At 64.5% G+C, this 25,815-nt stretch carries 24 protein-coding genes and 1 riboswitch; of the genes, 18 read left to right on the top strand and 6 right to left on the bottom strand.

All coding sequences use genetic code 11. The features are described 5' to 3' along the window. Positions 1 to 254: 254 nt before the first annotated feature. From GQB00_RS12085 to GQB00_RS12040, 10 genes are all read left to right on the top strand, one after another. A complete protein-coding gene (locus tag GQB00_RS12085) occupies positions 255 to 1,799 on the top strand; it encodes an ABC transporter ATP-binding protein (RefSeq protein WP_165856386.1) in 1,545 nt (514 codons plus the stop codon). Continuing rightward, positions 1,786 to 2,895, top strand: a complete 1,110-nt coding sequence (locus GQB00_RS12080) for an ABC transporter permease (protein WP_165856385.1) — start codon at positions 1,786 to 1,788, stop codon at positions 2,893 to 2,895. The genes GQB00_RS12085 and GQB00_RS12080 overlap by 14 nt, the downstream gene beginning before the upstream one ends. A gap of 1 nt (position 2,896) precedes the next feature. Further along, a complete protein-coding gene (locus tag GQB00_RS12075; RefSeq protein ID WP_165856384.1) occupies positions 2,897 to 3,823 on the top strand; it encodes an ABC transporter permease in 927 nt (308 codons plus the stop codon). A gap of 154 nt (positions 3,824 to 3,977) precedes the next feature. Then, positions 3,978 to 4,751: an outer membrane protein OmpK gene (locus GQB00_RS12070; protein WP_111493382.1), complete on the top strand. Its 774-nt coding sequence runs from the start codon at positions 3,978 to 3,980 to the stop codon at positions 4,749 to 4,751. Between the two features lie 56 nt (positions 4,752 to 4,807). Further along, positions 4,808 to 5,500, top strand: a complete 693-nt coding sequence (locus GQB00_RS12065) for a TetR/AcrR family transcriptional regulator (RefSeq protein ID WP_111493384.1) — start codon at positions 4,808 to 4,810, stop codon at positions 5,498 to 5,500. Between the two features lie 2 nt (positions 5,501 to 5,502). Continuing rightward, positions 5,503 to 6,429, top strand: a complete 927-nt coding sequence (gene puuE, locus GQB00_RS12060) for an allantoinase PuuE (RefSeq protein ID WP_323127285.1) — start codon at positions 5,503 to 5,505, stop codon at positions 6,427 to 6,429. A gap of 180 nt (positions 6,430 to 6,609) precedes the next feature. Continuing rightward, positions 6,610 to 7,626, top strand: coding sequence for an allantoicase (gene alc, locus GQB00_RS12055; RefSeq protein ID WP_165856382.1), 1,017 nt, complete (start codon positions 6,610 to 6,612; stop codon positions 7,624 to 7,626). After that, a complete protein-coding gene (locus tag GQB00_RS12050; RefSeq protein ID WP_111493390.1) occupies positions 7,623 to 8,114 on the top strand; it encodes an ureidoglycolate lyase in 492 nt (163 codons plus the stop codon). The genes alc and GQB00_RS12050 overlap by 4 nt, the downstream gene beginning before the upstream one ends. 7 nt (positions 8,115 to 8,121) lie before the next feature. Further along, complete coding sequence (locus GQB00_RS12045; RefSeq protein WP_165856381.1) at positions 8,122 to 9,468, top strand: amidohydrolase family protein; 1,347 nt, start codon at positions 8,122 to 8,124, stop codon at positions 9,466 to 9,468. A 21-nt stretch (positions 9,469 to 9,489) separates the two neighbouring features. Then, positions 9,490 to 10,449 (top strand): isopenicillin N synthase family dioxygenase, encoded by a 960-nt coding sequence (locus tag GQB00_RS12040; protein WP_165856380.1) that lies wholly within the window; start codon positions 9,490 to 9,492, stop codon positions 10,447 to 10,449. A gap of 54 nt (positions 10,450 to 10,503) precedes the next feature. Here GQB00_RS12040 and GQB00_RS12035 read toward each other — a convergent pair whose 3' ends face one another. Further along, on the bottom strand, positions 10,504 to 11,061 hold the full coding sequence (locus GQB00_RS12035) for a carboxymuconolactone decarboxylase family protein (protein ID WP_165856379.1): 558 nt from the start codon (positions 11,059 to 11,061) through the stop codon (positions 10,504 to 10,506). A gap of 174 nt (positions 11,062 to 11,235) precedes the next feature. Here GQB00_RS12035 and GQB00_RS12030 point away from each other — a divergent pair, with 174 nt between their 5' ends. After that, the gene (locus GQB00_RS12030; protein ID WP_111493398.1) at positions 11,236 to 11,862 is read left to right on the top strand and encodes a TetR/AcrR family transcriptional regulator; all 627 of its coding nucleotides are present in this window, start codon (positions 11,236 to 11,238) and stop codon (positions 11,860 to 11,862) included. Between the two features lie 59 nt (positions 11,863 to 11,921). Here the strand turns inward: GQB00_RS12030 and GQB00_RS12025 are convergent, their stop codons facing one another. The 5 genes from GQB00_RS12025 to GQB00_RS12005 form a co-directional block, all read right to left on the bottom strand. Beyond that, entirely contained in the window at positions 11,922 to 12,419 is a 498-nt protein-coding gene (locus tag GQB00_RS12025; protein ID WP_111493400.1) for a 6,7-dimethyl-8-ribityllumazine synthase, read from the bottom strand. Between the two features lie 214 nt (positions 12,420 to 12,633). Beyond that, a riboswitch (FMN riboswitch) is annotated at positions 12,634 to 12,784 on the bottom strand. Between the two features lie 99 nt (positions 12,785 to 12,883). Beyond that, a complete protein-coding gene (gene tkt / locus GQB00_RS12020; RefSeq protein ID WP_165856378.1) occupies positions 12,884 to 14,869 on the bottom strand; it encodes a transketolase in 1,986 nt (661 codons plus the stop codon). A gap of 37 nt (positions 14,870 to 14,906) precedes the next feature. Beyond that, positions 14,907 to 15,866, bottom strand: coding sequence for a transaldolase (gene tal, locus GQB00_RS12015; RefSeq protein WP_111493404.1), 960 nt, complete (start codon positions 15,864 to 15,866; stop codon positions 14,907 to 14,909). A 219-nt stretch (positions 15,867 to 16,085) separates the two neighbouring features. Then, on the bottom strand, positions 16,086 to 16,739 hold the full coding sequence (gene dhaL, locus GQB00_RS12010; RefSeq protein ID WP_111493406.1) for a dihydroxyacetone kinase subunit DhaL: 654 nt from the start codon (positions 16,737 to 16,739) through the stop codon (positions 16,086 to 16,088). Positions 16,740 to 16,768: 29 nt separating this feature from the next. Continuing rightward, the gene (locus tag GQB00_RS12005) at positions 16,769 to 17,761 is read right to left on the bottom strand and encodes a dihydroxyacetone kinase subunit DhaK (protein WP_165856377.1); all 993 of its coding nucleotides are present in this window, start codon (positions 17,759 to 17,761) and stop codon (positions 16,769 to 16,771) included. A 472-nt stretch (positions 17,762 to 18,233) separates the two neighbouring features. Here GQB00_RS12005 and rpiB point away from each other — a divergent pair, with 472 nt between their 5' ends. From rpiB to GQB00_RS11970, 7 genes are all read left to right on the top strand, one after another. Continuing rightward, positions 18,234 to 18,698 carry a ribose 5-phosphate isomerase B gene (rpiB, locus tag GQB00_RS12000; RefSeq protein WP_165856611.1) on the top strand — a complete coding sequence of 155 codons (465 nt, stop codon included), beginning with the start codon at positions 18,234 to 18,236 and terminating at the stop codon, positions 18,696 to 18,698. 72 nt (positions 18,699 to 18,770) lie between these two features. Next, entirely contained in the window at positions 18,771 to 19,751 is a 981-nt protein-coding gene (locus GQB00_RS11995) for a sugar-binding transcriptional regulator (RefSeq protein WP_111493412.1), read from the top strand. Between the two features lie 290 nt (positions 19,752 to 20,041). Next, positions 20,042 to 21,154, top strand: coding sequence for an MDR/zinc-dependent alcohol dehydrogenase-like family protein (locus tag GQB00_RS11990; RefSeq protein WP_165856376.1), 1,113 nt, complete (start codon positions 20,042 to 20,044; stop codon positions 21,152 to 21,154). Positions 21,155 to 21,241: 87 nt separating this feature from the next. After that, positions 21,242 to 21,898 carry a DUF2291 family protein gene (locus GQB00_RS11985; protein ID WP_165856375.1) on the top strand — a complete coding sequence of 219 codons (657 nt, stop codon included), beginning with the start codon at positions 21,242 to 21,244 and terminating at the stop codon, positions 21,896 to 21,898. Then, positions 21,895 to 23,439, top strand: coding sequence for a sugar ABC transporter ATP-binding protein (locus tag GQB00_RS11980; RefSeq protein ID WP_165856374.1), 1,545 nt, complete (start codon positions 21,895 to 21,897; stop codon positions 23,437 to 23,439). The genes GQB00_RS11985 and GQB00_RS11980 overlap by 4 nt, the downstream gene beginning before the upstream one ends. 57 nt (positions 23,440 to 23,496) lie before the next feature. Beyond that, a complete protein-coding gene (locus GQB00_RS11975; RefSeq protein ID WP_165856373.1) occupies positions 23,497 to 24,654 on the top strand; it encodes an ABC transporter permease in 1,158 nt (385 codons plus the stop codon). A gap of 60 nt (positions 24,655 to 24,714) precedes the next feature. Further along, positions 24,715 to 25,683 carry a D-ribose ABC transporter substrate-binding protein gene (locus GQB00_RS11970; protein WP_204355695.1) on the top strand — a complete coding sequence of 323 codons (969 nt, stop codon included), beginning with the start codon at positions 24,715 to 24,717 and terminating at the stop codon, positions 25,681 to 25,683. Positions 25,684 to 25,815 lie beyond the last annotated feature (132 nt).

Raw genomic sequence — 25,815 nt, 5'->3', positions numbered from 1 at the left:
GGCGGGGCTCCGGGGCAGGCGGTTTGTATGGCGTAACAGGCAGATGCCCGTTATTGAATCCACCTTCTGACCGATGGTTTTGCAATTTTCTGACCAATTAGTCGAGTTTATAGCAAATTTGATTTTTCTCGCCAGTTGGCAAGCAAATTGCTCACATCACGAAATGTTGATTATCTGGTCAGTTTATTGGGAAGTGACAGGACGGTTCATTTCCACAACAACGAATCCGGTCACTTTGATTACGAGGTAAAGACATGACGGCAGTGGCTCGGCTACGTCTGGAGAACATCGTCAAGGAGTACCCGGGGTGCCGGGCCAACGACGGTGTCGACCTGACCGTGGCCCCCGGCGAAATCCACGCCCTGCTGGGTGAGAACGGCGCTGGCAAGAGTACCCTGATGAAGGTGATATACGGGGTCATCCAGCCCGACGAAGGCACCCTTTTCTGGGACGGTGAAAAGTTGACCCTGCAAGGTCCGGCCCATGCCCGCCAGTTGGGGATCGGCATGGTGTTCCAGCACTTTTCCCTGTTCGAAACCCTGACCGTGGCGGAGAACATCGCCCTGGGGCTGCCGGCCAGTCAGGCCAGGGATCGCAAGGCGCTGGAACAGCGCATTCGCGAGGTGTCCCAGCATTACGGCATGGCCCTGGATCCGCGCCGCTTCGTGCACAGCCTGTCGACCGGCGAGCGCCAGCGGGTGGAGATCGTGCGCTGCCTGATCCAGGACAGCCGCCTGCTGATCCTCGATGAGCCGACGTCCGTGCTCACGCCGCAGGAAGTGTCCGACCTGTTCCGCACCCTGCGCCAGCTGGCGGGTGAGGGCTGCAGCATCCTGTTCATCAGCCACAAACTGCAGGAAGTGCGCGACCTGTGTCACCACGCCACGGTGCTGCGCAACGGCAAGGTCACCGGCGAATGCGACCCCACTGAAACCTCCACCGACGCCATTGCCCGCCTGATGGTCGGTGACGAAACACCGCTGACCACCGAGGTGCCGCCGGCCAGCCCGGGCGAGCCGCTGCTCAGGGTGCGCGGACTGACTCACAAGAGCAGCGACCCGTTCGGTACCAGCCTGAATAACGTGGACATGGAGCTGCGCGCGGGCGAGATCGTCGGCATTGCCGGGGTGGCCGGTAACGGCCAGGACGAACTGCTGAGGGCCTTGTCGGGCGAGCTCAAGGCCGCACCGGAACAGGTGCACCTGGCGGGCCAGTCGATCGGTCAGCTGGGCCCCGACGCCCGCCGTCGTGCCGGCATCGCCGTGGTGCCGGAAGAGCGCCTGGGCCGGGGCGCGGTGCCGGACATGTCACTGGTGGACAACACCCTGCTGACCGCGTCCGCCCGCGGCCTGGTGAGCCGGGGCTGGGTGTCCTACCGCAAGGTGCGCGATTACGCCCGCCGGGTGCGCGAGCGCTTCCAGGTGAAATCGGACGGCGTCGACGCCACGGCGCGCAGTCTGTCCGGCGGTAACCTGCAGAAATTCATCATCGGCCGCGAGGCCCTGCAGGAGCCGCAATTGCTGGTGGCCTCGCATCCCACCTGGGGCGTGGACGTGGGCTCCGCCGTGGCCATTCACGAAGTGCTGGTGGAGCTGCGCGACAAGGGCGCGGCCGTCCTGCTGATTTCCGAGGACCTGGAGGAGCTGTTTGAACTCTGTACCCGCATGGGGGCCATCTGCGCGGGCCGTCTGTCGCCCATCGTGCCCACCGAATCCCTCACCATCGAGCAGCTCGGACAATGGATGGCCGGCGACTTTGACGACCAGGCGGCCGGGGAGGTAGACCATGCTGTTGCTTGAACGCCGCCAGGTGGATTCCCGCCTGATGCAGTACGCCTCGCCGATCCTGGCGCTGGTGCTGACCCTGATCACCGGCTTCCTGATTTTCCTGGGCCTGGATCGGGATCCCGTCGAAGGCCTGCGTCATTTCTTCATCACGCCAATCAGCGACGCCATCGGCTGGGCGGAGCTGGGCCTCAAGGCCGCGCCGCTGCTTCTGTGCGCCGCCGGCCTGACGGTCTGCTACCGGGCCAAGCTGTGGAACATCGGCGCCGAGGGGCATTTCCTGATGGGGGCCGTGGGCGCCACCATCGTCGCTCTCCAGATCGGTGAGAGCAGTGGCTTCTGGGTCCTGCCGCTGGTGTTGCTGGCGGGGATCGTCTTCGGGGCGCTGTGGTCGGCCATCGCCGCCTTCCTCAAGACGCATTTCCACTGCAACGAAATCCTCACCACCATCATGCTCAACTACATCGCGCTGAACCTGCTGCTGTTCTGCGTGCACGGGCCGCTGAAAGATCCCTACGGCTTCAGCTTCCCGCAGTCGGCGATGTTCGGCGACTCGGCCCTGTTGCCGATGCTGATCCCCGGCACGCGCCTGCACATCGGCCTGCTTTTCGCGGTGCTGGCGGCGGTGGCCGTGGGCGTGCTGTTCGCACGCACCTTCATTGGCTTCCAGCTCAAGGTGTTGGGGGAAGACGAACAGGCCGCGCAGTTCGCCGGCTTCCCGCGCAAGCGGCTGATCTGGTTCGCCTTCCTGGTCGCCGGTGGGCTGGCCGGTCTGGCTGGCGCGTCGGAGGTGACCGGCCCGATTGGCCAGCTGGTGCCCCAGGTATCGCCGGGCTACGGCTACACCGCGATCATCGTGGTGTTCATGGGGCGCATGAAGGCGGTTGGCCTGATCCTGGCCAGCGCGCTGCTGGCACTGACCTTCCTGGGCGGCGAGATGATGCAGATCGCCATGAACCTGCCCAAGGCCATGACCGGCCTGTTCCAGGGGCTGTTGTTGTTCTACCTGCTCGCCTGTGACGCGTTCATCCACTACCGGGTGCGTCTCAAACACAAGCCGGTGGCCGAGAGCCGTCCGGCGTCCACCCCCGTCGCCACACAGGAGAGCTGAGATGGAACTGGATATGATCGTCAACATCCTCTCCGCCACCGTGGTGGCCGGCACACCGCTGCTGATGGTGGCCCTGGGGGAGCTGATCTGTGAGCGCTCCGGCGTTCTCAACCTGGGGCAGGAAGGCATGATGCTGATCGGCGCGGTGGCCGGGTTCGCCGCAGTGTTCGCCACCGGCAGCCTGTTGGTCGGCGTCATCGTCGGCATGCTGGCGGGAGTCGCCATGTCCCTGCTGTTCGGCTTCATGGCCATCACCCTGGCGGCGAACCAATACGCCGCCGGCCTGGCCCTGACCATCTTCGGCACGGGTCTGAGCGCCTTCATCGGCGCCGACTACGTGGGCAAGACCATCGACGGTTTCACCAAGATCGCCATTCCCGGCCTGAGCGACATCCCCGTGCTGGGGCCGGTGCTGTTCAACCACGATCTGCTGGTTTACGTCTCCCTGGGGCTTTTCGTGGCGGTCTACGTCTTCCTGCGCCACAGCCGGGGAGGCCTTTTACTGCGGGCGGTGGGCGAGTCGCCGGAATCGGCCAACGCCAACGGCCTGCCGGTGCTGCTGATCCGCTACCTGGCGGTCAGTTTCGGCGGTGCCCTGGCGGGCCTGGCCGGCGCCTACCTGTCCCTGGCCTACACCCCGCTGTGGACCGAGGGCATGACCGCCGGCCGCGGCTGGATCGCCCTGGCACTGGTGGTGTTCGCCACCTGGCGGCCGGTGCGGGTGCTGCTGGGCGCCTACCTGTTCGGCCTGGCCAGCATCCTCCATCTGGTGCTGCAGGGCTTTGGCTGGGATATCTCGCCGGAACTGCTGGCCATGCTGCCTTACGTGGTCACCGTGGTGGTGCTGGTTTTGCTGTCCGCGAATCCGACACGGACCCGGTTGCACACGCCGCTGTCCATCGGTCAGCCCTACCGGCCCAGTCGGTAACAGAGAAGAAAGCAAGGGAACGCGGCTGTGGAGGGACAGCCGCGTTCCCAAGCGTGCGAGTAGATAGAGAGCCCGTCAGAGGTTCCGCGATTTCAATAATGAGAAATGCCACTGCCAACGATGCCTAGAAGAAACGACAGAGGATAGATTGACCATGAAGGCACTTCGTAAAACATTGCTAGCGACCTGTGTTATGGCGGCCTGTATGCCGGCGGCGCATGCGGAAAAGTTCTTCGGCGGCTCCAGCATCACCGTGTTGCACAGTGCGGACTATGAGGATTTCGGCGGCAAGAAAGAGGACACCTTCTTTACCTTCGAAAACGTCACGGCCCACAACTGGGGCGGTACGTTCTTCTTCATCGACCGCAACCACGGCCACGGCAGCTCCGAGGGTGACGACGACGTATACGGCGAGTTCTCTCCCACTCTCAGCATGAACTGGTTGAGCAACAACGACCTCAGCTTTGGCCCGATCAAGGATGTGCTGCTGACCGGTACCTACGAGTTTGGCGGCGGCACCGAGTCCAACAACTATCTGGTTGGCCCTGGACTGGCGTGGGATGTGCCGGGCTTCCTGTACTTCAACACCCTGTTTTACTACGCCAATAACAACGCCGACGCGCCGGGCTTTGACGATCCGGGCGACGACTGGCAGACCACCATCACCTGGGGGCTGCCGTTCGAAGTGGCGTCCGCCAAATTCCTGTTCGACGGTTACATCGACTGGTCCACCGCCACCCGCGACCACGCCAGCGAATTCCACTTCAACCCGCAGTTCAAACTGGACATCGGCGACTTCGCCGGTCATCCGGGCATGCTCTACGCCGGTATTGAATATTCCTACTGGAACAACAAGTACGGCGAAGCCGATGATAGCGTGATGGACACCGAGAGCGCGGTCAGTGCCCTCGTGAAGTTCCATTTCTAAACCCTGTTGGGGAGGCCGGGATTCCGGCTTCCCCGCTCTCAAAGCGATGGACGCTCATGACTCAGCAGCCTGAAGCCAGAATCAACGAGATCGGGGACGCGGCGGAAAACGGCCGGGGCCGTCGATACCGTCCGGGGCGGATTCGGGAAAAGAACCGTGAACGGATTATCGCCGCGGCGGAGGAAGAGTTCGCCCAGCACGGGTTCCGCGGCGCGACCATACAGAACATCGCCGAACGGGCGGAGCTGCCCAAGTCCAACGTGCTTTACTATTTCAGCAACAAGAAGCGCATTTACTCGGCGCTGTTCGACGACATCATGAGCCGCTGGAATGCGGTGTTCTCCGAGATTCGTCCGGAGGACGATCCGGCCGAGGCGCTGGAGACGTTCGTGCGCACCAAGGTGGAAATGTCACGCCAGCATCCCATGGCGTCCCGCCTGTTCGCCCAGGAAATCATCCAGGGCGCCCCGTTCCTCAAGGATCACCTGCGCACCAACATGCGCGAATGGGTGCGGGGACGGGCCAAAGTGATTCAGCAGTGGATCGATGACGGTCGCATGGCGCCGGTCGATCCGGTGCAGCTGATTTTTTTGATCTGGTCCTCGACCCAGCATTACGCGGACTTCCAGGTCCAGATCCTGATGGTGGAAAACAAGGCCGAATACGAACCGCAGGATTTCGAGCACGCCGCCAATTTCCTGACCGGCGTCATCCTGCGCGGCTGCGGACTGGAGCCGACGAAACGATGAGCATCCACGACCATTATCCCCGCGACCTGCGCGGCTACGGTGCCGAGCCGCCCCACGCCAACTGGCCGGGAAAAGCACGGATCGCCGTACAGTTTGTCCTCAACTACGAGGAAGGGGGCGAGAACTGCGTCCTGCACGGCGACAGCCACTCGGAAATGTTCCTGTCCGAGATCATCGGCGCCCAGCCGTATCCGGATCGTCACATGAGTATGGAGTCGATCTACGAGTACGGCTCCCGTGCCGGGGTCTGGCGCGTGCTGCGGGAATTCCGCAAGCGCGGCCTGCCGCTGACCGTCTTTGGCGTGGCCATGGCGCTGCAGCGCAATCCGGACGTGACCCAGGCCTTCCTGGACGACGGCCACGAGATCGCCTGTCACGGCCTGCGCTGGATTCACTACCAGGACATGGACGAGTCCCGCGAGCGCCAGCACATGGAACAGGCCATCGCCATTCAGGAAGAACTGACCGGCCGCCGCCCGCTGGGCTGGTACACCGGCCGCGACAGTCCCAATACCCGACGTCTGGTGGTGGAGACCGGTGGCTTCGAATACGACAGCGACTACTACGGTGACGACCTGCCGTTCTGGACCACCGTCGAAACCCGCGACGGCGAGGAGAAACCGCATCTCGTGGTGCCCTACACCCTGGACACCAACGACATGCGATTCGCCACCAACCAGGGCTTTAACTCCGGCGAACAGTTCTTCCAGTACCTGAAGGACGCGTTCGACGTGCTGTACGAGGAAGGCGCCGACACGCCCAAGATGCTATCGATCGGGCTGCACTGCCGCCTGATTGGCCGGCCGGGCCGGTTCCGGGCGCTGCAGCGGTTCCTCGACTACGTCCAGAAGCATGGGCAGGTGTGGATCTGCCGGCGGCTGGATATTGCGCGGCACTGGAAGGCGGAGCATCCGTACAAGCCAAAATGAATCGATAACAGGGCAATGAGGGGCACCTGCGGTGCCTCAGAAGCTGAAGCATCTGCTACACGCTCGAGTGAACTGGAAATGTAGCCGACGCTTTAGCTTCGGAGCAGCCTGCAAGGCTGCCCTGATTCAATAACGCGCATTCACGCCGCTGCCCCGGAACAACCAGAGAGCCAACACAACATGAGTGATGTACAAGTCGCCCCGATCATCGAAGGGCCTGATTTTTCCCGGGACTACCTGAACCTCGCCGACGGCAGCCTCGGTGCCGAGGTTACCTGGGTCACCGACGAATTCTTCGCGCCGCGCGAGCGTATGCTCGACCCGGAACAGCCGCGCTTCTACCCGGACAAGTACGACGATCACGGCAAGTGGATGGACGGTTGGGAAACCCGTCGCCGTCGCAACACGGGCCACGACTGGTGCATCCTGCGCCTGGCGATGCCGGGCGTGCTGCACGGTGTGGATTTCGACACCAGCTTCTTCACCGGCAACTTCGCCCCGGCGGCCTCCGTCGAGGCCTGCTGGTCGCCGGACGGCGATCCCGACAACGACGCCGACTGGCAGGAAATCCTGCCGGCGGTGTCCCTGTCCGGCAACGACCATCGCTTCGAGGCCCTGGCCGCCTCCGGCCCCTGGACCCACCTGCGCCTGCACATCTGGCCGGACGGCGGTATGGCCCGCTTCCGGGTGTACGGCCAGCCATTCTGCGACTGGGACAACCGCAGCGCCGACGAACGCCTGGACCTGCTGGCCCTGGCCAACGGCGGCGACCAGGTCGCCTGGAGCGACGCCCACTACGGCGAGCCGCGCAAACTGCTGCGTCCCGGGCGCGGCATCAATATGGGCGACGGCTGGGAAACCCGACGCCGTCGTGAGCCGGGCAACGAGTGGTGCATCCTCAAGCTGGGACACAAAGGCGTGGTGGACGGCATCGACATCGACACCGCCCACTTCAAGGGCAACTTCCCGGACCGCTTCTCGATCCAGGCGGCCTGCGTGGAGCAGGGCACGCCCCAGTCCATCATCACCCAGAGCATGTTCTGGGAGACCCTGATCGACGAGCAGCCGCTGACCGCCGACGCCATCCACGAGTTCCGCGAGCTGAACGAACTGGGCCCGATCACCCACATCCGCGTGAACAGCATTCCCGACGGCGGCATCAGTCGGGTGCGCCTGTGGGGCAAGGCGGTCCGATGAACGCGCCACGGACGATCCCCAGCCAGCCGCTGACCCGGGAGGCGTTCGCGCCGTTCGGCGACGTGATCCAGACCGAGGGCGCGGCGTCGTTCCCCATCAACGCCGGTCGCACCGAGCGCTTCCACGCGCTGGCGGCGGTGGAGACCCTGGGCGAAGGCGCCGACGCGATCATCTCCATCTTCCGGGGCCAGCCGCTGGCGCCGCTGGTCATCGACCTGATGGAGCGCCATCCGCAGGGCAGCCAGGCGTTTGTGCCGATGGGCGATCAGCCTTACTGGGTGGTGGTGGCACCGCCGGGCGACTTCGATCCGGCTCAGGTGCGGGTGTTTCGCGCCGGACCGGGGCAGGGCGTGAACTACCGCGCCGGCACCTGGCACGCGCCGCTGCTGCCGGTGAACGCGGATGCGGATTTCCTGGTGGTGGATCGTCGCGGCCCCGGTGACAACTGCGATACCGTCGACCTGGACCCGCCGATCCGGCCGGAGTGAGCTTGATATGACCCGTTTTGCGATAACCCACGTGGCCGTATTCACGGTCGATCCGAACAACACGGTGATCCCGGACGCCACGGTGCTGGTCGAGGACGACCGCATCGCCGCCGTGGGCCCGGCCCAATCCATCAATGTGCCGGACGATCTGCCCGTGGTGGACGGCCGCGGCAACGTGCTTATGCCCGGACTGGTGGACGCCCATTCCCATTCCAGCCTGATGCGCGGCGTCACCGAAAACATGCCGCTGATGGAGTGGCTGCCGTACTACCAGCTGGAGCATCGGGCGCTGACGGAGGAGGACGCCTACCATTCGGCCCGCCTGTGTTACCTCGAAGCGCTCAAAGGCGGCACCACCTGCGTCATGGACATGTTCCGCTTCATGGACCGTTGCGCCGACGCCGCCGGTGAAATCGGCCTGCGCGTCAATCTGGCGCCCTACGTGGCGGACCGGCCGGGCAAGGATTTCTTCGCCACCCGCGACGAGAACAAGCGCCTGATCAAGACGCACCACAACAGTCAGTCCGGACGCATCCAGGTCTGGATGGGGCTGGAGCACCTGTTCTACTGCAGCGAGGACGCCTATCGCGACGCCGTTCGCTGCCAGCGGGAATACGGCGTCGGCATCCACACCCACGCCTGTGAACAGAAGGAAGAGGAAGCGGCGGTGCTGGAAGCCTTCGGCCGTCGCTCCATTGGGATGCTGGACCACTACGGCGTTCTCGGGGAAAAGACCCTGATCGCCCACTGCGTCTGGCTCAACGACGACGAGATCAAACGGCTCGCCGATACCGGCACCGCGATTGCCCATTGCCCTGTCAGCAACGCCAAACTCGCCAGCGGTGTGGCCCGCACGCCGGACATGCTGGCGGCGGGGCTGACGCTCGGGCTGGGCACCGATGGCCCGGTGTGCAACAACAGCCTCGACCTGTTCGAGGAAATGAAGTTCGCCTCCCTGATCCAGAAAGCCACGCGGCTGGACGCCACGGCGCTGCCGGCGGACCGTATCCTGCGTATGGCCACCATCGACGGCGCCAGGGCGCTGGGACTGGACGGGGAGATCGGCTCGATCGAGGTGGGCAAGAAAGCCGACCTCGTGATGCTGGACCTGGGCGCGCCCAATCTGACGCCCCACGATATCAGGGATGATGGCGGCAACCTGTTATGGAATCTGGTCTTTGCCGCACGCGGCAGCAACGTTACCCACGTCTGGGTGGACGGACGCTGCCTGATTGAAAACGGTCGGTCGACACAGGTCGACGAGGGCCATGTGGTCGCCACGGCACAAGCCTGTGGCCTGTCCCTGTATGAACGATGCCGTGCTCTGGATCATCTCCGTGTGGACATGGTCTAGAGGGGCTCTTAGGAGCATAGAATGAAAGAAATTCCCCTGATTTCCATCGCCGGTCTGCGCAGCGACGACATTGAAGAGCGCCGCAGGACCGCCGCCGAGCTGGGCCGCGCCTGCCGCGAGGTGGGCTTTTTCTACGCCGTGGATCACGGCATTCCCCAGTCGGTGATCGACACGGCGTTTGCCGAGTCCCAGCGCTTCTTTGCGTTGCCGGTGGACGACAAGCAGGCGCTGTCCATCAAGCGCTCGCCCCATAACCGCGGCTACGTGGCCATGGCGGACGAGAAGCTGAACCCGGAATCCGGCGCCGACATGAAGGAGGCGTTCAACCTGGGTGTGGAGTTGCCGGACGACCATCCGGAAGTGGTGGCGGGCAAGCCGTTCCGTGGTGTGAATTTCTGGCCGGAGCTGGACGGCTGGCGCGACAATCTGCTGGCCTATTTTGACGCGTGCCTGGATCTGGGCCGGGTGATCCATCGCGGCTTCAGCCTGGACCTGGGGGTATCGGAAGATTTCTTCGCCAAGCACCTGGCCGAGCCGGTCGTCACCATGCGCATACTGCGCTACCCGGCCAGTGCCGGTGAGTCCGACCGCAAGGACGGCGGTGCCGGGGCCCACACCGATTACGGCAACCTGACGCTGTTGGCCACCGACAAGGTGGCTGGGCTGGAAGTGCTGACCCGTCAGGGTGAATGGATCGACGCGCCGCACGTGGAAGGCGCCTTCGTCTGCAACATCGGCGACTGCCTGATGCGCTGGAGCAACGACACCTACGTGTCCACCCCGCACCGCGTGCGCCCGCCGCAGCAGGAGCGCTATTCCATTGCCTATTTCCTGGAGGCCAACCCGGATTCGGTGGTCGACCCCAGGGATATTTACCCGGACGAAACGCCCAGGTACGCGCCAGTGACTTTCGCGAATTACCTCAAGTCACGGCTGGACGCCACCTACGAGCACCGGGCCGAGGACAACGCCTCGATGTAAGGGAGGAGTCACCGGCCGGCGCCTGGGCACCGGCCGGGCAGCAGGGCGCCGCTATCAGGCGCCTTGCTTGGTCCAGGCAAACGGTTTGGCGGCGTCGTCCAGCGGCGTGTCGGCCACGTGGTTGATGTAGTTGCTCATGACCTTCTGGGACAGGCCGAGAATGACTTCCAGCACGTGGTGCTTCTCGTACCCGGCGTCGTAGAACGCGCTCAGGTCCTCGCCGTTGACGTTGCCGCGCTTGCGGACCATCGCCAGGGTGAAGGTGCGCAGCGCCTCCAGCTTGTCGTCCGGCAGCGGGGTTTCGTCCCGCAGGGCGTTGCTGATCTCGTCGGAGACGCCCATCTTCTTGGCGATCCCGGTGTGGGCCGGAACACAGTAGTGGCAGGCGTGCTCGACGTTGATGGTCTGCCAGACCACGGTTTTCTCGTCGTTGTTGAAGCTGCTTTCCAGGAACAGCTGGTGCAGCTGCTGGTAGCCGTCCAGCACCCCCGGCGCGTCGGCCATGATGGCGTGCAGGCCCGGAATACGGCCGAACCCTTTCTCGGATTTTTCCAGCAGCGCCTTGGATGCCTCCGGTGCGGATTGCTTGTCGTGCATGGTGAAATCGGTCATGACGGTTTTCTCCTGTCGTTCGACGATGTAACCCTGTGGCTGTTTTGTTGCCCGTCAGCCATTATTTTTGAGCGATCGCTCAATAATGGTTCAACGCTAACTGTTATTGAGTGGTCGTTCAAGTTAAAATTGAGTGAACACTCAATAAAGCGCCCCCACGCCGGAGTCGATGCCATGCCCCGCAAAGCCCGCTACAGTCGCGAAGAAGCTCTGGACCGCGCCGTTGCCCTGTTCTGGTCGCGCGGGTATCACGCGACCTCGCTCAAGGACATCGAGCGCGCGTTGGACATGCGCCCGGGCAGCCTCTACGCCACTTTCGGTTCCAAGCAGGCGCTTTTTATCGAAGCGCTGGACGTCTATTCCCGGCGCATGGTCGCCGATCTGGACGTGGCGATGCAGGGCGCGGAGGGCCCGCTGGACGGGATCTGCCGTTACCTGAGAAACCTGGCCGGTGCCTGCATCGACGTGGACCGCCACGGCATGGCGGCGCCGGCCTGCATGATCGTCAAGACACTGCTGGAGTCCACCGGCCAGGATGCGGAACTGTCGGAGGCCGCCAACGGCTTGCTGGATGGTGTCGAACGTCGCCTGGCCGGTCTGCTGGAGCAGGCGCGCGAGGCCGGCGAGCTAAGGCCGGACGCGGATTGCGAGCGTCTGGCGCGATTGCTCCAGGCCCAGATCATGGGCATGCGCGCGTTCGCCCAGCGCCGGGTGGACGCCGACAAGGTGACGGCCCTGGCGGAGGACATGGTGGCGATGCTGGCCGGGTATCGGGCGGTCGAGGGTCTGACGAGCGGATGACGTGAAGAGGCGGGGGTGATGCCGGGCTGTCTCAAACCGTGAGACAGCCCGGCGTCCTGTCACTGCGCCGTCAGCGTGCGCGTCTTTTCCATGTTCGCCAGGGTCATCAGGCAGGCCCGCGCGACTTCGACGCCCTTCTCGGTGAAGTGCTTGTAGAAGTAGTCGTGGTGAGTGGCGTGCTCGTGGAAATGGTGCGGCGTCAGTACGGCGGACAGCACCGGCACGCGGGTGTCCAGCTGCACCCGCATCAGTCCGTCGATCACCGCCTGGGCCACGAACTCGTGGCGGTAGATGCCGCCGTCCACCACGAAGCCGGCACCGACAATCGCGCCGTAGTGGCCGCTCTCGGCCAGCAGCTTGGCCTGCAGCGGGATCTCGAAGGCGCCGGCCACGGTGATGACGTCCACCTGATCGGCGTCCAGCCCATGCTGGCTGACTTCCGCCAGGAAGGCTTCGCGGGCCTGGTCGATGATGTCGAGGTGCCAGTTGCCCTGGATAAAGGCGATGCGCTGGTTGCGGCTGGCGTCGGAAAGGTTCAAGGATTCTTGCTGATTCATAGTTGGTCTCTCATCGGGAGCCTCTGGCTGGCTCCGGTCACTAGGAATCAGGGCATGCGGCTCGCGTCTGGCAAAGCCGTGGTGGGATCGCCTCAAAGTGCAGGCTGGGGATGAACCGCAGGCGGCCGCGCGCCGTCGCAGGTTCCGGAGATCCGGTCCGCCCGCTCGACACGCCACCGCGGCGCGATGCACCGCAGATTGGACTTCTCTGGTGATTCCTTCTCTTCCATCCGGACTGTCACCGTCGGCTTCGGAATCGCACCGAATCTGCTGACCCTGGCAGACATGCCTGCCAGGCGCTCGCGGGCTGAGGCGAAAATGCCATCACCGCCGGTGGGGACTTTCACCCCGCCCTGAGAACGAAGCCCGCGGTTACCCACGGGCGGCGCCATTGTATGCGGTTGCGCGTTTTTCCACCAGCCCCGAATGCGACCGGCCATGATCCGGGCCATGGCCGGTCCGGTTCAGTTGAGCAGCGATTCGGCGACCGCTTGCACGTTGTCCTCGGTAAAGCCGAAGGCCTTGAACAGATCCCCGGCGGGGGCGGACTCACCGAAGGTGGTCATGCCGATGACGCGGCCGTCCAGGCCCACGTACTTGTACCAGCCGTCCGGATGCCCCGCCTCGACGGCCAGCCGGGCTTTCACGGTGGCGGGCAGCACCTGCTCGCGGTAGGCGGCGTCCTGGGCGTCGAACACCTCGCAGCAGGGCATGGACACCACACGCACGGCGCGGCCCTGCTGGTTCAGGGCCTCGGCGGCGGCCGTCGCCAGGCTGACTTCCGAGCCGGTGGCGATGAGGATCAGTTCCGGTTGCCCCGCGCAGTCTTTCAGCACGTAGCCGCCACGGCGGATGTTCGCGAGCTGGTCGCGGTCGCGCGGCTGGTGCGGCAGCCCCTGGCGGGACAGCACCAGCGCGGTGGGGCCGTCGGCTCGCTCCAGGGCGGCCTGCCAGGCGGCGGCGGTCTCCACCGCGTCGGCCGGGCGCCAGGTGGACAGGTTCGGGGTGGCACGCAGGGTGGCCAGTTGCTCGATGGGCTGGTGCGTGGGACCGTCCTCGCCCAGCCCGATGGAATCGTGGGTGAACAGGTGAATCACCCGCTGCTTCATCAGCGCCGCCATGCGCACCGCGTTGCGCATGTATTCGGAGAAGATCAGGAACGTCGCGCCGTAGGGCACGAAGCCGCCGTGCAGGGCAATACCGTTCAGGATCGCGGCCATGCCGAATTCGCGCACGCCATAATGCATGTAGTTGGCGCCGGGGTGCTCGGCGCTGATGGGTTCGGCGCCGTCCCATACCGTCAGGTTGGACGGCGCCAGGTCGGCGCTGCCGCCCAGCAGCTCCGGCAATTGCGGGCCCAGGGTGTTGAGACAGCCCAGCGAGGCCTTGCGCGAGGCGATGGATTCTTCGCGGTCCAGGGCGGCGCCGGCCAGGTCGGTTTCCGCCAGGGCATCGGGTAACCGGCCCGCCATGCGCCGTTTGAACTCGGCAGCGGCGCCCGGGAAGGCTTCGGCGTAACGGGCGAAACGGGTGTTCCAGTCGTTCTCGCGGCGGGCGCCGGTGGCCCGGGCGTCCCAGCCTTCGTAGATGGATTGCGGTACGTGGAAGGCGGCGTGGGGCCAGTCCAGCTGGACCCGGGCGGCGGCCACTTCGTCCTCGCCCAGCGCGGCGCCGTGACAGGACTCCTGGCCCTGCTTGTTGGGCGCGCCGAAGCCGATGATCGTCTTGCAGATCAGCAGGCTGGGGCGGTCGTCGGCCCGGGCCTGCTCGATCGCGGCGCGGACCTGTTCCGGGTCGTGGCCATTCACCCGCTGGACCTGCCAGTGGTAGGCCTCGAAGCGCTTGGCGGTGTCGTCGGTGAACCAGCCTTCGACCTCGCCGTCGATGGAGATGCCGTTGTCGTCGTAGAACACGATCAGCTTGCCCAGGCCCTGGGTGCCGGCCAGGGAGGCGACTTCGTGGGAAATACCCTCCATCAGGCAGCCGTCGCCCACCAGGCAGTAGGTGTAGTGATCGACGATGCGGTGGCCGTCGCGGTTGAACTGGGCGGCGAGCGTGCGTTCGGCCAGGGCCAGCCCCACGGCGTTGGCCAGCCCCTGGCCCAGCGGCCCGGTGGTGGTTTCGACGCCGGGCGTGTAGCCGAATTCCGGGTGGCCCGGGGTTTTGGAGTGGAGCTGACGGAACTGCTTCAGGTCGTCCAGGCTCACCTCATAGCCGGACAGGTGCAGCAGCGCGTACTGCAGCATGGAGCCGTGGCCGTTGGACATGACGAAACGGTCGCGGTTGGGCCAGTCCGGGTTGCCGGGGTTATGGCTCAGGAAGTCGTTCCACAGGACTTCGGCGATGTCGGCCTGGCCCATGGGGGCGCCGGGGTGGCCGCTGCCGGCTTTCTGTACGGCGTCCATGGCCAGGGCGCGGACGGCGTTGGCCAGTTCGAAACGGGATGGCATGGCAAAGCTCCTTGTGGCGGTTCAGTGGGGGGCCGGATCAGTGTTGGGCCAGGCGTTCGGCGATCAGCCGTTCCAGGCGTTCCTGGTCGGCGGCGAAACGGCGGATGCCCTCGGCCAGCTTGTCGTTGGCCATGGCGTCCTGGTTGTGGCCCCAGCGGAAGTCGGCTTCCGACAGCGCCGGGGTGGCGCGGCCCTGGTCCGGGGCGACGTGTACGGTTGGGCTGACGTCGCCGTCGGTGCCGGCCAGTTCCTCCAGCAGCGCCGGGGAAATGGTCAGCCGCGGGCAGCCGGCCAGTCCCAGCACCTGGCCGGTGTTGCGGAAGCTGGCGCCCATGACCACGGTGTCGTAGCCGCCGGCATTGAGCCGTTCGCACACGCCGCGCACGAAGCGCACGCCGGGATCGGTCTCGGCGGTGTACGCTTCGCCGGTGTGCTGCTTATACCAGTCGGTCACCCGGCCCACGAACGGCGAGATCAGGAACACGCCGGCGTCGAAGCAGGCCTGGGCCTGAGCGTCGCTGAACAGCAGCGTCAGGTTGCACTGGATGCCTTCCTTTTCCAGTACTTCGGCGGCGCGGATGCCTTCCCAGGTGGAGGCCAGTTTGATCAGCACCCGGTCGCGCCCCACGCCACGCTGCTCGTATTGCCCGATCAGGTCAAACGCCTTGCGGATGCTGGCGTCGGTGTCGAAGGACAGGCGCGCCGCCACTTCGGTGGAGACCCGGCCGGGGACCAGGCCGGCGATCTCGCACCCCATGGCCACCGACAGGGTATCGACCGCTTTCTCCACCTGCTGCTCGCGGGTGTCGCCGGTGCCGGCAAGGGCGGCCAGCTCCCGTTCGATCAGCGGCTGGTAGTCGGGCAGCTCGAAGGCCTTGAGGATCAGGGACGGGTTGGTGGTGGCATCCTGCGGCTGGTAGCGGCGGATGGCGGACAGGTCACCGGTGTCGGCGACGATCAGGGAATGGGCTTTGAGCGCGTCGAGTTGCGATGGCATGACAAGGCTCCTCTGTCGGGAAACGGCGAAATATGAAGGCTGCGAACGGTGACGTCGTCGAACGCCGAAACCGGCGAGCGCTGCGCCCGGTTGCGTTGACGTTCGGCGATGACCGTGTCCGCCAGCGCGACGTCGTGAACGTCGCGGCGCCGGCGGTTCGAAGCGGGAAAGGCGAGTCGGGCGCCGTCGACGAACGGCAGCGCCCCGGAATCAACGGTCTCAGGCGGCCCGTGGCTGCAGGCGGGCCTCGGTGCTGTCCGCCAGTTGCGTCAGCAGCAGGCAGCAGGACACGGCACCGGCGTCCAGATGACCCCGCGAGCGCTCGCCCAGGCGCGCCGAACGTCCGATTTTCGACACCAGGTCGCGGGTCGATTCCTTGCCCTGTTCCGCGCTCTGGCGCATGCGTTCGAGGGCGCCGGCAAAGTCGGCGCCGTCCACGAGCGCGGCCTGATAGGCCTCGACGGCGGGCACCAAGGTGTCGAGCAGGCACTTGTCGCCCACCTGGGCGTCGCTGATGTCCTGCAGGGATGCCAGGCCACCGGCGAGCATGTCGCCGAAGGTCTGCGGATCGACGATCTCCTTGTCCTTGACCGTGGTCGCCATCCCCAGGAACAGGCTGCCGTAGAGTGGTCCCATGGAGCCGCCGATGGAGCCCATCAACACGCTGGCCAGTTTGCCCAGCCCCTTGGCCAGGGACAGGGACTGGCCGTCGATGGCCTCGCCGCACTGGCGGAAGCCCTTGGCCATGTTGATGCCGTGGTCGCCGTCGCCGATGGCACCGTCCACTTCGCTCAGGTATGTACGGTTTTCCATAATGATAGCGACCAGATCCTGCAGGATCTCGTCACCTTTTGATGCGTCCAGATAATGCATGAGGGTTCTCCCGGCGGTGGCCTGTGGGATCACTGGCTCAGGGCCAGGGATCGTGCGGGGGCGTCGAGCAGCGTCTTCAGCTCGTCGTCGAGCTGCATCAGCGTCAGGGTGGCGCCCATCATTTCCAGTGAGGTGAAATAGTTGCCGATGTAGGTGCGGTGCACCTTGATGCCGGCCTCGTCCAGAATGTCGGCGATCTCGGCGTAGAGCAGGTTCAGTTCCATCACTGGTGTGGCGCCCAGCCCGGACACCAGTACCGCTACTTCGTCGCCGCGCTTGAAGGGACGGTCTTCCAGTACCGGTTTGCACAGCGTCGCCGCCATTTCCCTGGCTGAGGGCAGGTCGGTGATTTCAATGCCGGGCTCGCCGTGGTGGCCGATGCCCAGTTCCATTTTGCCCGGCTCGATGGAGAAGTTGGGTTTGCCGTTGGCGGGAATGGTGCAGCTGCTCAGGCCGGCGCCGATGCTGGAGCAGGCGTCCACCGCCTTCTGGGCCAGGCGGATCACCTCGTTCAGGTTGTCGCCGCGGGCGGCGGCGGCTCCACCGATCTTCCACATCATGATTTCGCCGGCTACGCCGCGGCGTTTGTCGCGCTGGTCCGCCGGCGCCGAGGCCACGTCGTCCCGGGCCACCACGGTCTGGACTTCGATGTCCTCCAGCTCCGCCATCTTGCGCGCCAGCTTCACGTTCATGTTGTCGCCGGCGTAGTTGCCGTAGAGGCAGGCCACGCCACGGCCCTGGTTGGCGGCATCGAAAGCCTGGAAGAAGGCGTCGGCGGTGGGGGAGGAGAAAATTTCGCCGATGGCCACGGCGTCGCACAGCCCCTCGCCGACGTAGCCGAGGAAGGCGGGTTCGTGGCCGGAACCGCCGCCGGTGACGACACCGACCTTGTTGCGGGGTTCGCCCGCGTACTTCAGGACCCGGGGATGGTCGGTGGCGGCGTAAAGAGTGGGGGAGGCGCGCAGGTAGCCGCGTACGGCGTCGTCCACCACGTTATCGGGATCGTTGATGATGCGTTGCATGGGATCTTCCTCATGGATGGCTTGTTGTTGTGAATCCAGGGAGTGATCGGAACCCTCATCCTATGCGGGTTCCGACTCGAGGCCCAGCACGCGGGTTGATGAGCGCCATGACGGATAGTGCGATCGATCATCCCGGTGATTAATGTTCTATATGCGATCAAATGTTTAGGGATCTTGCCGGTCTCTGTCAAGCGGCAACTCCGGTTTGCGGGTTCGCCTTTTGTCTATATTTTGTCCTTTTCTCTTGGCGCTTAATCCTCAATCCATTGAAAATAATGGTTTTATTTATATTTTCTGGTTTTTCGATCGTAAGATCGGTCATCGAATAAATGTTGCAACGGATGTCCTTCGTGGTTTACAAATGATCTAACAATGATAATTTGTAAATTCGATCGACCGGTATTGGGCCGGCGACTCCGACACCAGTGGAGGGCTACCTATGTCTGAACCAACCACGGCCAGGCCGGCCGCCATGCGAATCGCTCTGGGCGCGGACGAGGCGGCGTTCGAGCTCAAGGAGGCCTTGATCGAGCACGTGCGCGAACTGGGCTTCGAAGTGGTGGATTTCGGGACCTATAACGCCGAGCCCGTACTTTATCCGGATGTGGCGGTGCGCGTGGCTCAGGCCATTAGCGCCGGAGAGGTGGAGCGCGGTGTGCTGGTCTGCGGTACCGGCATCGGTGTGGCGATCTCCGCCAACAAGGTGCGGGGCATCCGCGCCGCCCAGGCGCACGATACCTATTCCGCCGCCAAGGCTCGTTCCAGCAACGATGCTCAGGTGGTGACGCTGGGCGCGCGCGTGGTCGGTCCGGAGCTGGCGAAAAGCATTGTTGCGGTGTTTCTCGGTGCGGACTTCGGCGGCGGCGCCTCGGCGGACAAGGTGGCGCGTATCGCCGATTACGAGCGTGAATTCTTCCGCGATGCCCCTAACAACTGATCAGTGAGGGTTCGCCTGTTCATTATGGTATCGTTGCCCGGTCATTGAATTCCGACCGCATGAGACGTTGCCATGGAAGAGAAAGTCGATAACGCTGATATCAGCCTGATGACCGAGATCGCCACTCTTTATTACGTGGAGGGCGAAACCCAGGAGGTCATCTCCCGGCGGCTCAAGGTGTCCCGGGTGAAAGTGGGGCGCCTGCTCAAGCGGGCCCATGCGGAGGGTGTGGTGGACGTGCGCGTGCGCCAGCATCCGGCGGCCAGCGCGGAGCTGGAGAAGGAGCTGATGCGCCGCTTCAATATCAAGCGGGCGCTGATTGCGCTGGATCACGTGGATGAGGATGTGCAGCGTTCCGGCGTAGCCAGCCTGGTCGCGGATCATTTGTCCCGTAATCTGCACGACGGTTCCATTGTCGCGGTGGGGATGGGGCGCAACGTCGGTGCCGTCGCGGAGAACACCTTCGATCAGGGAGAGCGCAAATGTTCGTTCGTCTGCGCCATCGGGGGCTCCATCCGCGCTGGTGAGTACATGAACCCGGATCACATCTGTCGGCGCCTGGTGATGAAGTACGGCGGTGACAGCGAGACGCTCTACGCGCCGGCGCTGGTGCAGGACTCGGCCCTGCGCGATGCGATGTGCGAGAACCCGACGGTGCGCCAGACGCTGGATCGGGCGCGGCGGGCTGATGTTGCCCTGATTGGTGTGGGGGATATCAGCGAGAACAGCAATATGGTGCGAATGGGCTGGTTCTCGGCGGAGGAGATTGCCGAGGCCCGGTTGTCCGGTGCTGTCGGCGACATGATGGGGTACGACTTTATCGACCTGTACGGCAAACCCTCGGTGACGCCCATGCAGGGACGAGTGATCGGTCTGACGATCGGTGACCTGGCCCGTATTCCGGATGTGATTGCCATTGCCAGCGAGAACACCAAGGCGGTGGGTATCCTGGGGGCGCTGCGTACCGGTGTCATCGATACCCTGGCGACCAGCGTTACCAATGCCCACACCATTCTGCGCCTGGATGAGGCCACGCCGAACCTGGACTCCTGAGGTTGGCGTCGGCCAGGGAGTGGTCGTGATTCCCGTATTTCCTGCCTGAACATATGTGCGCGATCTGAATATAGGATTGCGGCTTGGTCTGTTGGTTTTTTGGCCTGCTTTTCCTGTAATTTTTGGCTATTTATTAAAAACTCAATAATAACAATAATTTAATATAATAAGACTAAAGTCTTACAAAAAAGTTTTACCGTCTCATTGACGGCGGCTTTCCTAAAGTTCTTAATGCAAATGTACACAACAAGATCAAATGAAAAGGCATTATCAGCCTAGAGGAGGCCCTCATGAACGACACCCTCGCCCAACCCGAATCCTCGCAAGTGTCCATTCCCAAGACCATGAAGGCCATCGTGGCCTATGCGCCGGGCGACTATCGCCTGGAAGAGGTCGATGTCCCGGAGATCGGTGAAAAGGAAATTCTGGTCAAGGTGGAAGCCTGCGGTATCTGCGCCGGCGACCTGAAGGCCTACGAGGGTGCGCCCAGTTTCTGGGGCGATGAGAGCCAGCCTGCCTACATCAAGGCACCGATGATTCCGGGGCACGAGTTCGTGGGACATGTGGTCAGGATGGGGCCGGGGGCCAAGGGCTTCGAGATCGGCGACCGGGTGATCTCCGAACAGATCGTGCCCTGCTGGGACTGCCGTTTCTGCCATCGCGGCCAGTACTGGATGTGCGAGAAGCACGACGTCTACGGCTTCCAGAACAACGTCAACGGTGGCATGGCCGAGTACATGAAGTTTCCCAAGGAAGCCATCAACCACAAGCTGCCGGACGATGTGCCGGTGGAAAACATCGTACTGACCGAGCCTTTCTCCTGCTCCATGCACGCGGTGGAGCGCGCCCAGATCCAGTTGGGTGACGTGGTGGTGCTGTCCGGCGCCGGCACCCTGGGCCTGGGTATGATCGGCCCGGCCAAGAAATCCGGCCCCGCCAAGCTGGTGGTCCTGGACCTGCACGGCGAACGTCTGGAACTGGCGAAGAAGTTCGGCGCCGACGTGGTGCTCAACCCCAGCGAAGAGGACGTGGTCCAGATCGTCAAGGACATGACCGACGGCTACGGCTGCGACATCTACATCGAAGCCACCGGCGCGCCCAAGTCGGTGGAACAGGGCCTGGCCATGCTGCGCAAGCTGGGCCGGTTCGTTGAATTCAGCGTGTTCAAGGACCCGGTCACCGTGGACTGGAGCATCATCAGCGACCGCAAGGAGCTGGACGTGCTCGGCGCCCACCTGGGGCCCTACTGCTATCCCCACGTGATCAAGGGCATCGAGAGCGGTGATTTCCCCACCGACGGCGTGGTGACCCACAAGCTGCCGCTGGAGGAGTTCCACAAAGGCATCGACCTGATGAAGCACGACAGCAGTGCCCTCAAGATCATGCTGGTGCCGGGCGCCTGATCGCATCGTTCAAACGTCGCGGCCGTTCCGGCCGCGACGCGCCCAAGACCCTCAAGCGACTAACAACAAAAGCCAGAGGTCCACATCATGAACCCATCGGCCAGTCTTCCATCGGCCCTTTCACCGCGACAGTCCCCCGCGCGTCTGGCGGCCATCGTCGTTGGCGTGGCCGTGCTGATCCTGATGGCGCTGGACACGACCGTCGTTGAGATCGGCTCGGCACAGGATGCCCGGGACGACGGTTTCAACCCCGAGCAATACGGCCAGAGCCAGTTTCCCGCGATTCGTTCCCATGTCGAGGAGCGCGCGGTCAGCGCCGCCACCCTGGCGTCAGCCATCGCCGAGGACCAGACCGCGGCCGGCCAGGAATACGGCACGCCGGCCGGTATCGGGCCGATCATGCCCGTAACCTTCACCGGTGTGGCCGGGGAGGGCAAATCCGGCATCTATCCCGTGACGGTCGACGGCGTGCCCGGGAAAGTCACCGTGCGTGTCCAGACCGGCCCGGCCATCAACGGTACCGACCTGCGCGACGCCACCGGCGAGATCGAATTCGGCCAGTTCACCAACCAGATCGAATACCAGAACGCCGGCGCGGCGATCAACAACGCCATGAAGGCGGACGTGCTGGCGAATGTCGACACCGACAGTCTGGCGGGCAAGACCGTCACGGTCACCGGTGTGTTCAAGCTGATCAATCCGAACAACTGGCTGGTGACGCCGGTCGGGATGGACGTGCAATGACCCCAGAGACCGTATCCAGCGACGCCGGGCCGGACGAGGTGGTGCTGTCCGCGCGCAACGTGGCCAAGTCCTTCGGCAACGTCCATGCGCTGAAGACCGTCAACTTCGACGTGCACCGCGGTCAGGTCACCACCCTGTTCGGTGAAAACGGCGCCGGCAAGTCGACGTTGATGAAAATCCTGTCCGGCGTGATCCAGCCTACCTCCGGCGAGGTGTTGCTGGAGGGCGAGCCGGTGTCGTTCGCCTCCACCACCGACGCCCAGCGCCGGGGGATTTCGATCATCCACCAGGAGCTGAGTCTGGCGCCCAACCTGAGCGTGCGCGACAACATCTTCATGGGGCGCGAGCTGGTCCGTCGCGGCGGCATAGACTACGCCGAGGAAGAACGCCAGACCCGCCTGCTGATGGAGGAACTGGACGAGCCCATCGATCCGCGCACCCCGGTGGAGGACTTGCGCCTGGGGCAGCAGCAGATCGTGGAAATCGCCCGGGCGCTGTCCGTGGACGCACGCATCCTGATCATGGATGAGCCCACCTCGGCGCTCAGCGCTTCGGAAGTGGAGGTGCTGTTCCGGGTGATCCGCGATCTCAAGAGCCGCGGCGTGTCCATCGTCTACATCTCCCACCACCTGGAAGAGGCCCTGCAGATCACCGATCACGCGGTGGTCCTGCGCGACGGCACCATGACCGCCTACGCCCGGCGCGAGGACATCGACCTGGAGTGGATCGTGCGCAACATGGTGGGGGAGAACTTCAACCTGGGCGAGCCGCCCACCGGCCACGCCTTCGGCGAGGTGGCCCTGTCCCTGGACCGGATTTCCGTGCCCGACCCGGTGCTGCCGGATCGCCGCGTGGTGGACGAACTGTCGCTGGACGTGCGCGCCGGCGAAATCGTCTGCATCTACGGCCTGATGGGCGCCGGCCGCACCGAGCTGTTCGAGTGCGTGGCCGGGCGGATGCCCCGGAGCGAAGGCATGGTGCGGCTCGACGGGCACGACGTGTCCGCCCTGAGCATCGCCGAGCGTATCGAGCGCGGCCTGGTGCTGGTGCCCGAAGACCGGCAGCGCGATGGCCTGGTGCAGACCATGTCGGTGGGGGAGAACCTGTCTCTGGCCAGCATCGGCGCCTTTACCTGGGGCGGGCTGACCTCGTCCAGCCGCGAGCAGGGTGTGGTGCATGAGGCCATCCGAGATGTGCACATCAAGACCGACGGTCCCGAGGCGGGCATCGGTTCCCTGTCCGGCGGCAACCAGCAGAAGGTCGTGATCGGCAAGATGCTGGCGACCCAGCCGCGTGTGGTGCTGCTCGATGAGCCCAGCCGGGGGATCGATATCGGCGCCAAGGCGGAAGTCTTCCGCCTGCTTAGCGAAGGCGCCGAACAGGGCCTGGCGGTGATCTATTCCACCTCGGAGGTGGGGGAATGCCTGAGCATCGCCCACCGCATCCTGGTCATGAGCCGCGGTCGTATCGCGGCGGAGTTCGGGGCCGATGCCAGCAAGGCGGAGATCATGGCCGCCTCCGGCGAGGCCGTGGTCGCCTGACCGGCCCGAACCATCGATAACAGCCCCGAACCAACAATAACAGCGGAGTCCAGAACCATGTCCGATACCAGCCAAGCGGCCAGCCGGCCGGGATTTCCGTTCCCGGGCGGCCAGTTTGACCTGGGGCGCATGCTCCTCGATGGCCGGGCGTTCTTCGCCCTGATCGCCATCATCGTGATCTTTTCGATCCTGTCGCCGGTCTATTTCTCGACCAACAACTTCCTGACCATGTCCTCCCACGTGGCCATCTTCGGCCTGCTGTCGATCGGCATGCTGCTGGTGATCCTGACCGGCGGGATCGACCTGTCGGTGGGCTCGACCCTCGGCCTGGCCGGCGTGGTGGCCGGCTACCTGATGCAGGGCGTGCAGATCGACGCCCTGGGCGTGGTGCTCTACCCGCCAGTGTGGGTGGTGGTGATCCTTACCTGCGCGCTGGGCGCTTTCGTCGGCGCCATCAACGGCGTGTTGATTGCCTACTTCAAGGTGCCGGCGTTCGTGGCCACCCTGGGGCTGCTCTACGTCGCCCGCGGCGCGGCGCTGCTGATGACCGACGGCCTGACCTTCAACAACCTGGGTGGCTCGGCGGAGCTGGGTAACACCGGCTTCGAGTGGCTCGGCTTCAACCGGCTGTTCGGCGTGCCCATCGGCGTGCTGGTACTGGCGGCCGTGGCCATCCTGGTGATGCTGATGCTCAATCGCACGCCCTTCGGTCGCTGGGTCTACTCCACCGGCGGCAACGCCCGGGCGGCGGAACTGTCCGGGGTGCCGGTCAAGCGGGTGCAGGTGTCCGTGTATGTGCTGTCCGGTATCTGCGCGGCGATTGCCGGTCTGGTGCTGTCCTCCCAGCTCACTTCCGCTGGCCCCACCGCCGGCACCACCTACGAACTGACCGCCATCGCCGGTGTGGTGATCGGCGGCGCGGCCCTGGCCGGCGGCCGGGGCAACGTGCGCGGCACGCTGCTGGGCGCCTTCGTGATTGGTTTCCTGTCCGACGGCCTGGTCATCATCGGCGTGTCGTCCTACTGGCAGACCGTGTTCACCGGTGCGGTGATCGTCCTGGCCGTGTTGCTCAACAGCATCCAGTACAAGGGCCGCAAGAAACAGCCGCCGGCCGCCGAGTCGTCGAAAAGCGCGTCGCGGCCGGCGTCGCCGGATGCTTCTCCGTCTTCTCCATCTTCGCACGATAGCGCCCGGGAACAGGCAGTCGGGCACTGATGCGCAAGCCATCGCCGGTACGCCGGTATAACAAGCACAATAGAAAACAAGGGTGAACCAATGATGTGGAAAAACGCAAAGCGCCTGCTGATCGCCGCCGTCATGACGACCACCTCGCTGTTCGCGACGGTCGCCGCGGCCGAGGATCAGGGCCTCATCTCGATCATCGTCAACGACACCTCCAACCCCTACTGGTTCACGGAAGGCAAGGTTGCCAAGGCCACCGCCGAGGAACTGGGCTACCGCGCCAACGTGAGCTCCCACAAGGGCGATACCAACACCGAGAGCAATCAGGTGGATACCGCCATCACCAACCAGGCCAAGGCGATCATCCTGGATCCGGCCAACGCCAACGGCTCCATCGGGGCGGTGCGCAAGGCGGTGAGCGCCGGTATCCCGGTGTTCATCGTTAACGCGGAAATCAACAAGCAGGGTCTGGCCAAGGCGCAACTGGTGTCCAACAACGCCCAGGGCGCGGCGCTGGGGGCGCAGAAATGGGTGCAGGCCGCCGGTGACGGCGCCCACTACGTGGAGCTCAAGGGCGCGCCTTCGGACAACAACGCGGCGACCCGTTCCAACGGTTTCCGCACCGTGCTCAGCCAGTACCCGAGCCTGGACCGGGTGGCGTCCGACGTGGCCAACTGGGACCGCACCCAGGGCTACAACAAGATGCAGAGCATGTTGCAGGCCAATCCGGACATCGACGGGGTAATCAGCGGTAACGACGAGATGGCGCTGGGCGCGATCGCCGCCCTGAAGGAAGCCGGCAAGCTGGACGGTGTGGTCGTCGGCGGCTTTGACGGCTCACCGGACGCGGTGGAAGCGGTGCGCGAAGGCGAGCTGGCCTACACCGTGCTGCAGCCGGTGGCCATCTTCTCCGCCGAAGCGGTGCGCCAGGCCGACCACTTCATCCGCACCGGCGAGACCGGCGTGGAACGTGAGAAGCAGCTGTTCGACTGCGCCCTGATCACACCGGACAATGTAGACAAGTACTCGTCCGCCTTCGTGCTGGACGGTCAGGGCAGCTGATCGACGGCACTCTTCCAGAACCGGAAAAAGAAAAAGCCCGGCGGGATCGCTCCCGCCGGGCTTTTTTGGTTTGTGGGCCGCCGCCCAATGGCTCAGCGATACGCCCACGGAGGTGAAGAGGGTGATGGCGTC

The organism is Marinobacter sp. JSM 1782161 (genome assembly GCF_011421605.1).
Lineage (GTDB): Bacteria > Pseudomonadota > Gammaproteobacteria > Pseudomonadales > Oleiphilaceae > Marinobacter_A > Marinobacter_A bohaiensis.
Note: the sequence above shows the minus strand (reverse complement) of the source record. Positions and strands in the feature narration are given on the sequence as shown.

Excerpts from the sequence above, each read along its gene's own strand:
- GQB00_RS11980 (WP_165856374.1), top strand. The coding sequence starts at position 21,895 with ATGACCCCAGAGACCGTATCCAGCGACGCCGGGCCGGACGAGGTGGTG.
- GQB00_RS12075 (WP_165856384.1), top strand. The coding sequence starts at position 2,897 with ATGGAACTGGATATGATCGTCAACATCCTCTCCGCCACCGTGGTGGCC.
- GQB00_RS12050 (WP_111493390.1), top strand. The coding sequence starts at position 7,623 with ATGAACGCGCCACGGACGATCCCCAGCCAGCCGCTGACCCGGGAGGCG.
- GQB00_RS11985 (WP_165856375.1), top strand. The coding sequence starts at position 21,242 with ATGAACCCATCGGCCAGTCTTCCATCGGCCCTTTCACCGCGACAGTCC.
- GQB00_RS11975 (WP_165856373.1), top strand. The coding sequence starts at position 23,497 with ATGTCCGATACCAGCCAAGCGGCCAGCCGGCCGGGATTTCCGTTCCCG.
- GQB00_RS12085 (WP_165856386.1), top strand. The coding sequence starts at position 255 with ATGACGGCAGTGGCTCGGCTACGTCTGGAGAACATCGTCAAGGAGTAC.
- GQB00_RS11970 (WP_204355695.1), top strand. The coding sequence starts at position 24,715 with ATGATGTGGAAAAACGCAAAGCGCCTGCTGATCGCCGCCGTCATGACG.
- GQB00_RS12025 (WP_111493400.1), bottom strand. The coding sequence starts at position 12,419 with ATGAATCAGCAAGAATCCTTGAACCTTTCCGACGCCAGCCGCAACCAG.
- GQB00_RS12005 (WP_165856377.1), bottom strand. The coding sequence starts at position 17,761 with ATGCAACGCATCATCAACGATCCCGATAACGTGGTGGACGACGCCGTA.
- GQB00_RS12040 (WP_165856380.1), top strand. The coding sequence starts at position 9,490 with ATGAAAGAAATTCCCCTGATTTCCATCGCCGGTCTGCGCAGCGACGAC.
- GQB00_RS12070 (WP_111493382.1), top strand. The coding sequence starts at position 3,978 with ATGAAGGCACTTCGTAAAACATTGCTAGCGACCTGTGTTATGGCGGCC.
- GQB00_RS12065 (WP_111493384.1), top strand. The coding sequence starts at position 4,808 with ATGACTCAGCAGCCTGAAGCCAGAATCAACGAGATCGGGGACGCGGCG.
- tal (WP_111493404.1), bottom strand. The coding sequence starts at position 15,866 with ATGCCATCGCAACTCGACGCGCTCAAAGCCCATTCCCTGATCGTCGCC.
- GQB00_RS11995 (WP_111493412.1), top strand. The coding sequence starts at position 18,771 with ATGGAAGAGAAAGTCGATAACGCTGATATCAGCCTGATGACCGAGATC.
- alc (WP_165856382.1), top strand. The coding sequence starts at position 6,610 with ATGAGTGATGTACAAGTCGCCCCGATCATCGAAGGGCCTGATTTTTCC.
- GQB00_RS12035 (WP_165856379.1), bottom strand. The coding sequence starts at position 11,061 with ATGACCGATTTCACCATGCACGACAAGCAATCCGCACCGGAGGCATCC.
- GQB00_RS12080 (WP_165856385.1), top strand. The coding sequence starts at position 1,786 with ATGCTGTTGCTTGAACGCCGCCAGGTGGATTCCCGCCTGATGCAGTAC.
- tkt (WP_165856378.1), bottom strand. The coding sequence starts at position 14,869 with ATGCCATCCCGTTTCGAACTGGCCAACGCCGTCCGCGCCCTGGCCATG.
- rpiB (WP_165856611.1), top strand. The coding sequence starts at position 18,234 with ATGCGAATCGCTCTGGGCGCGGACGAGGCGGCGTTCGAGCTCAAGGAG.
- GQB00_RS11990 (WP_165856376.1), top strand. The coding sequence starts at position 20,042 with ATGAACGACACCCTCGCCCAACCCGAATCCTCGCAAGTGTCCATTCCC.
- GQB00_RS12030 (WP_111493398.1), top strand. The coding sequence starts at position 11,236 with ATGCCCCGCAAAGCCCGCTACAGTCGCGAAGAAGCTCTGGACCGCGCC.
- GQB00_RS12045 (WP_165856381.1), top strand. The coding sequence starts at position 8,122 with ATGACCCGTTTTGCGATAACCCACGTGGCCGTATTCACGGTCGATCCG.
- dhaL (WP_111493406.1), bottom strand. The coding sequence starts at position 16,739 with ATGCATTATCTGGACGCATCAAAAGGTGACGAGATCCTGCAGGATCTG.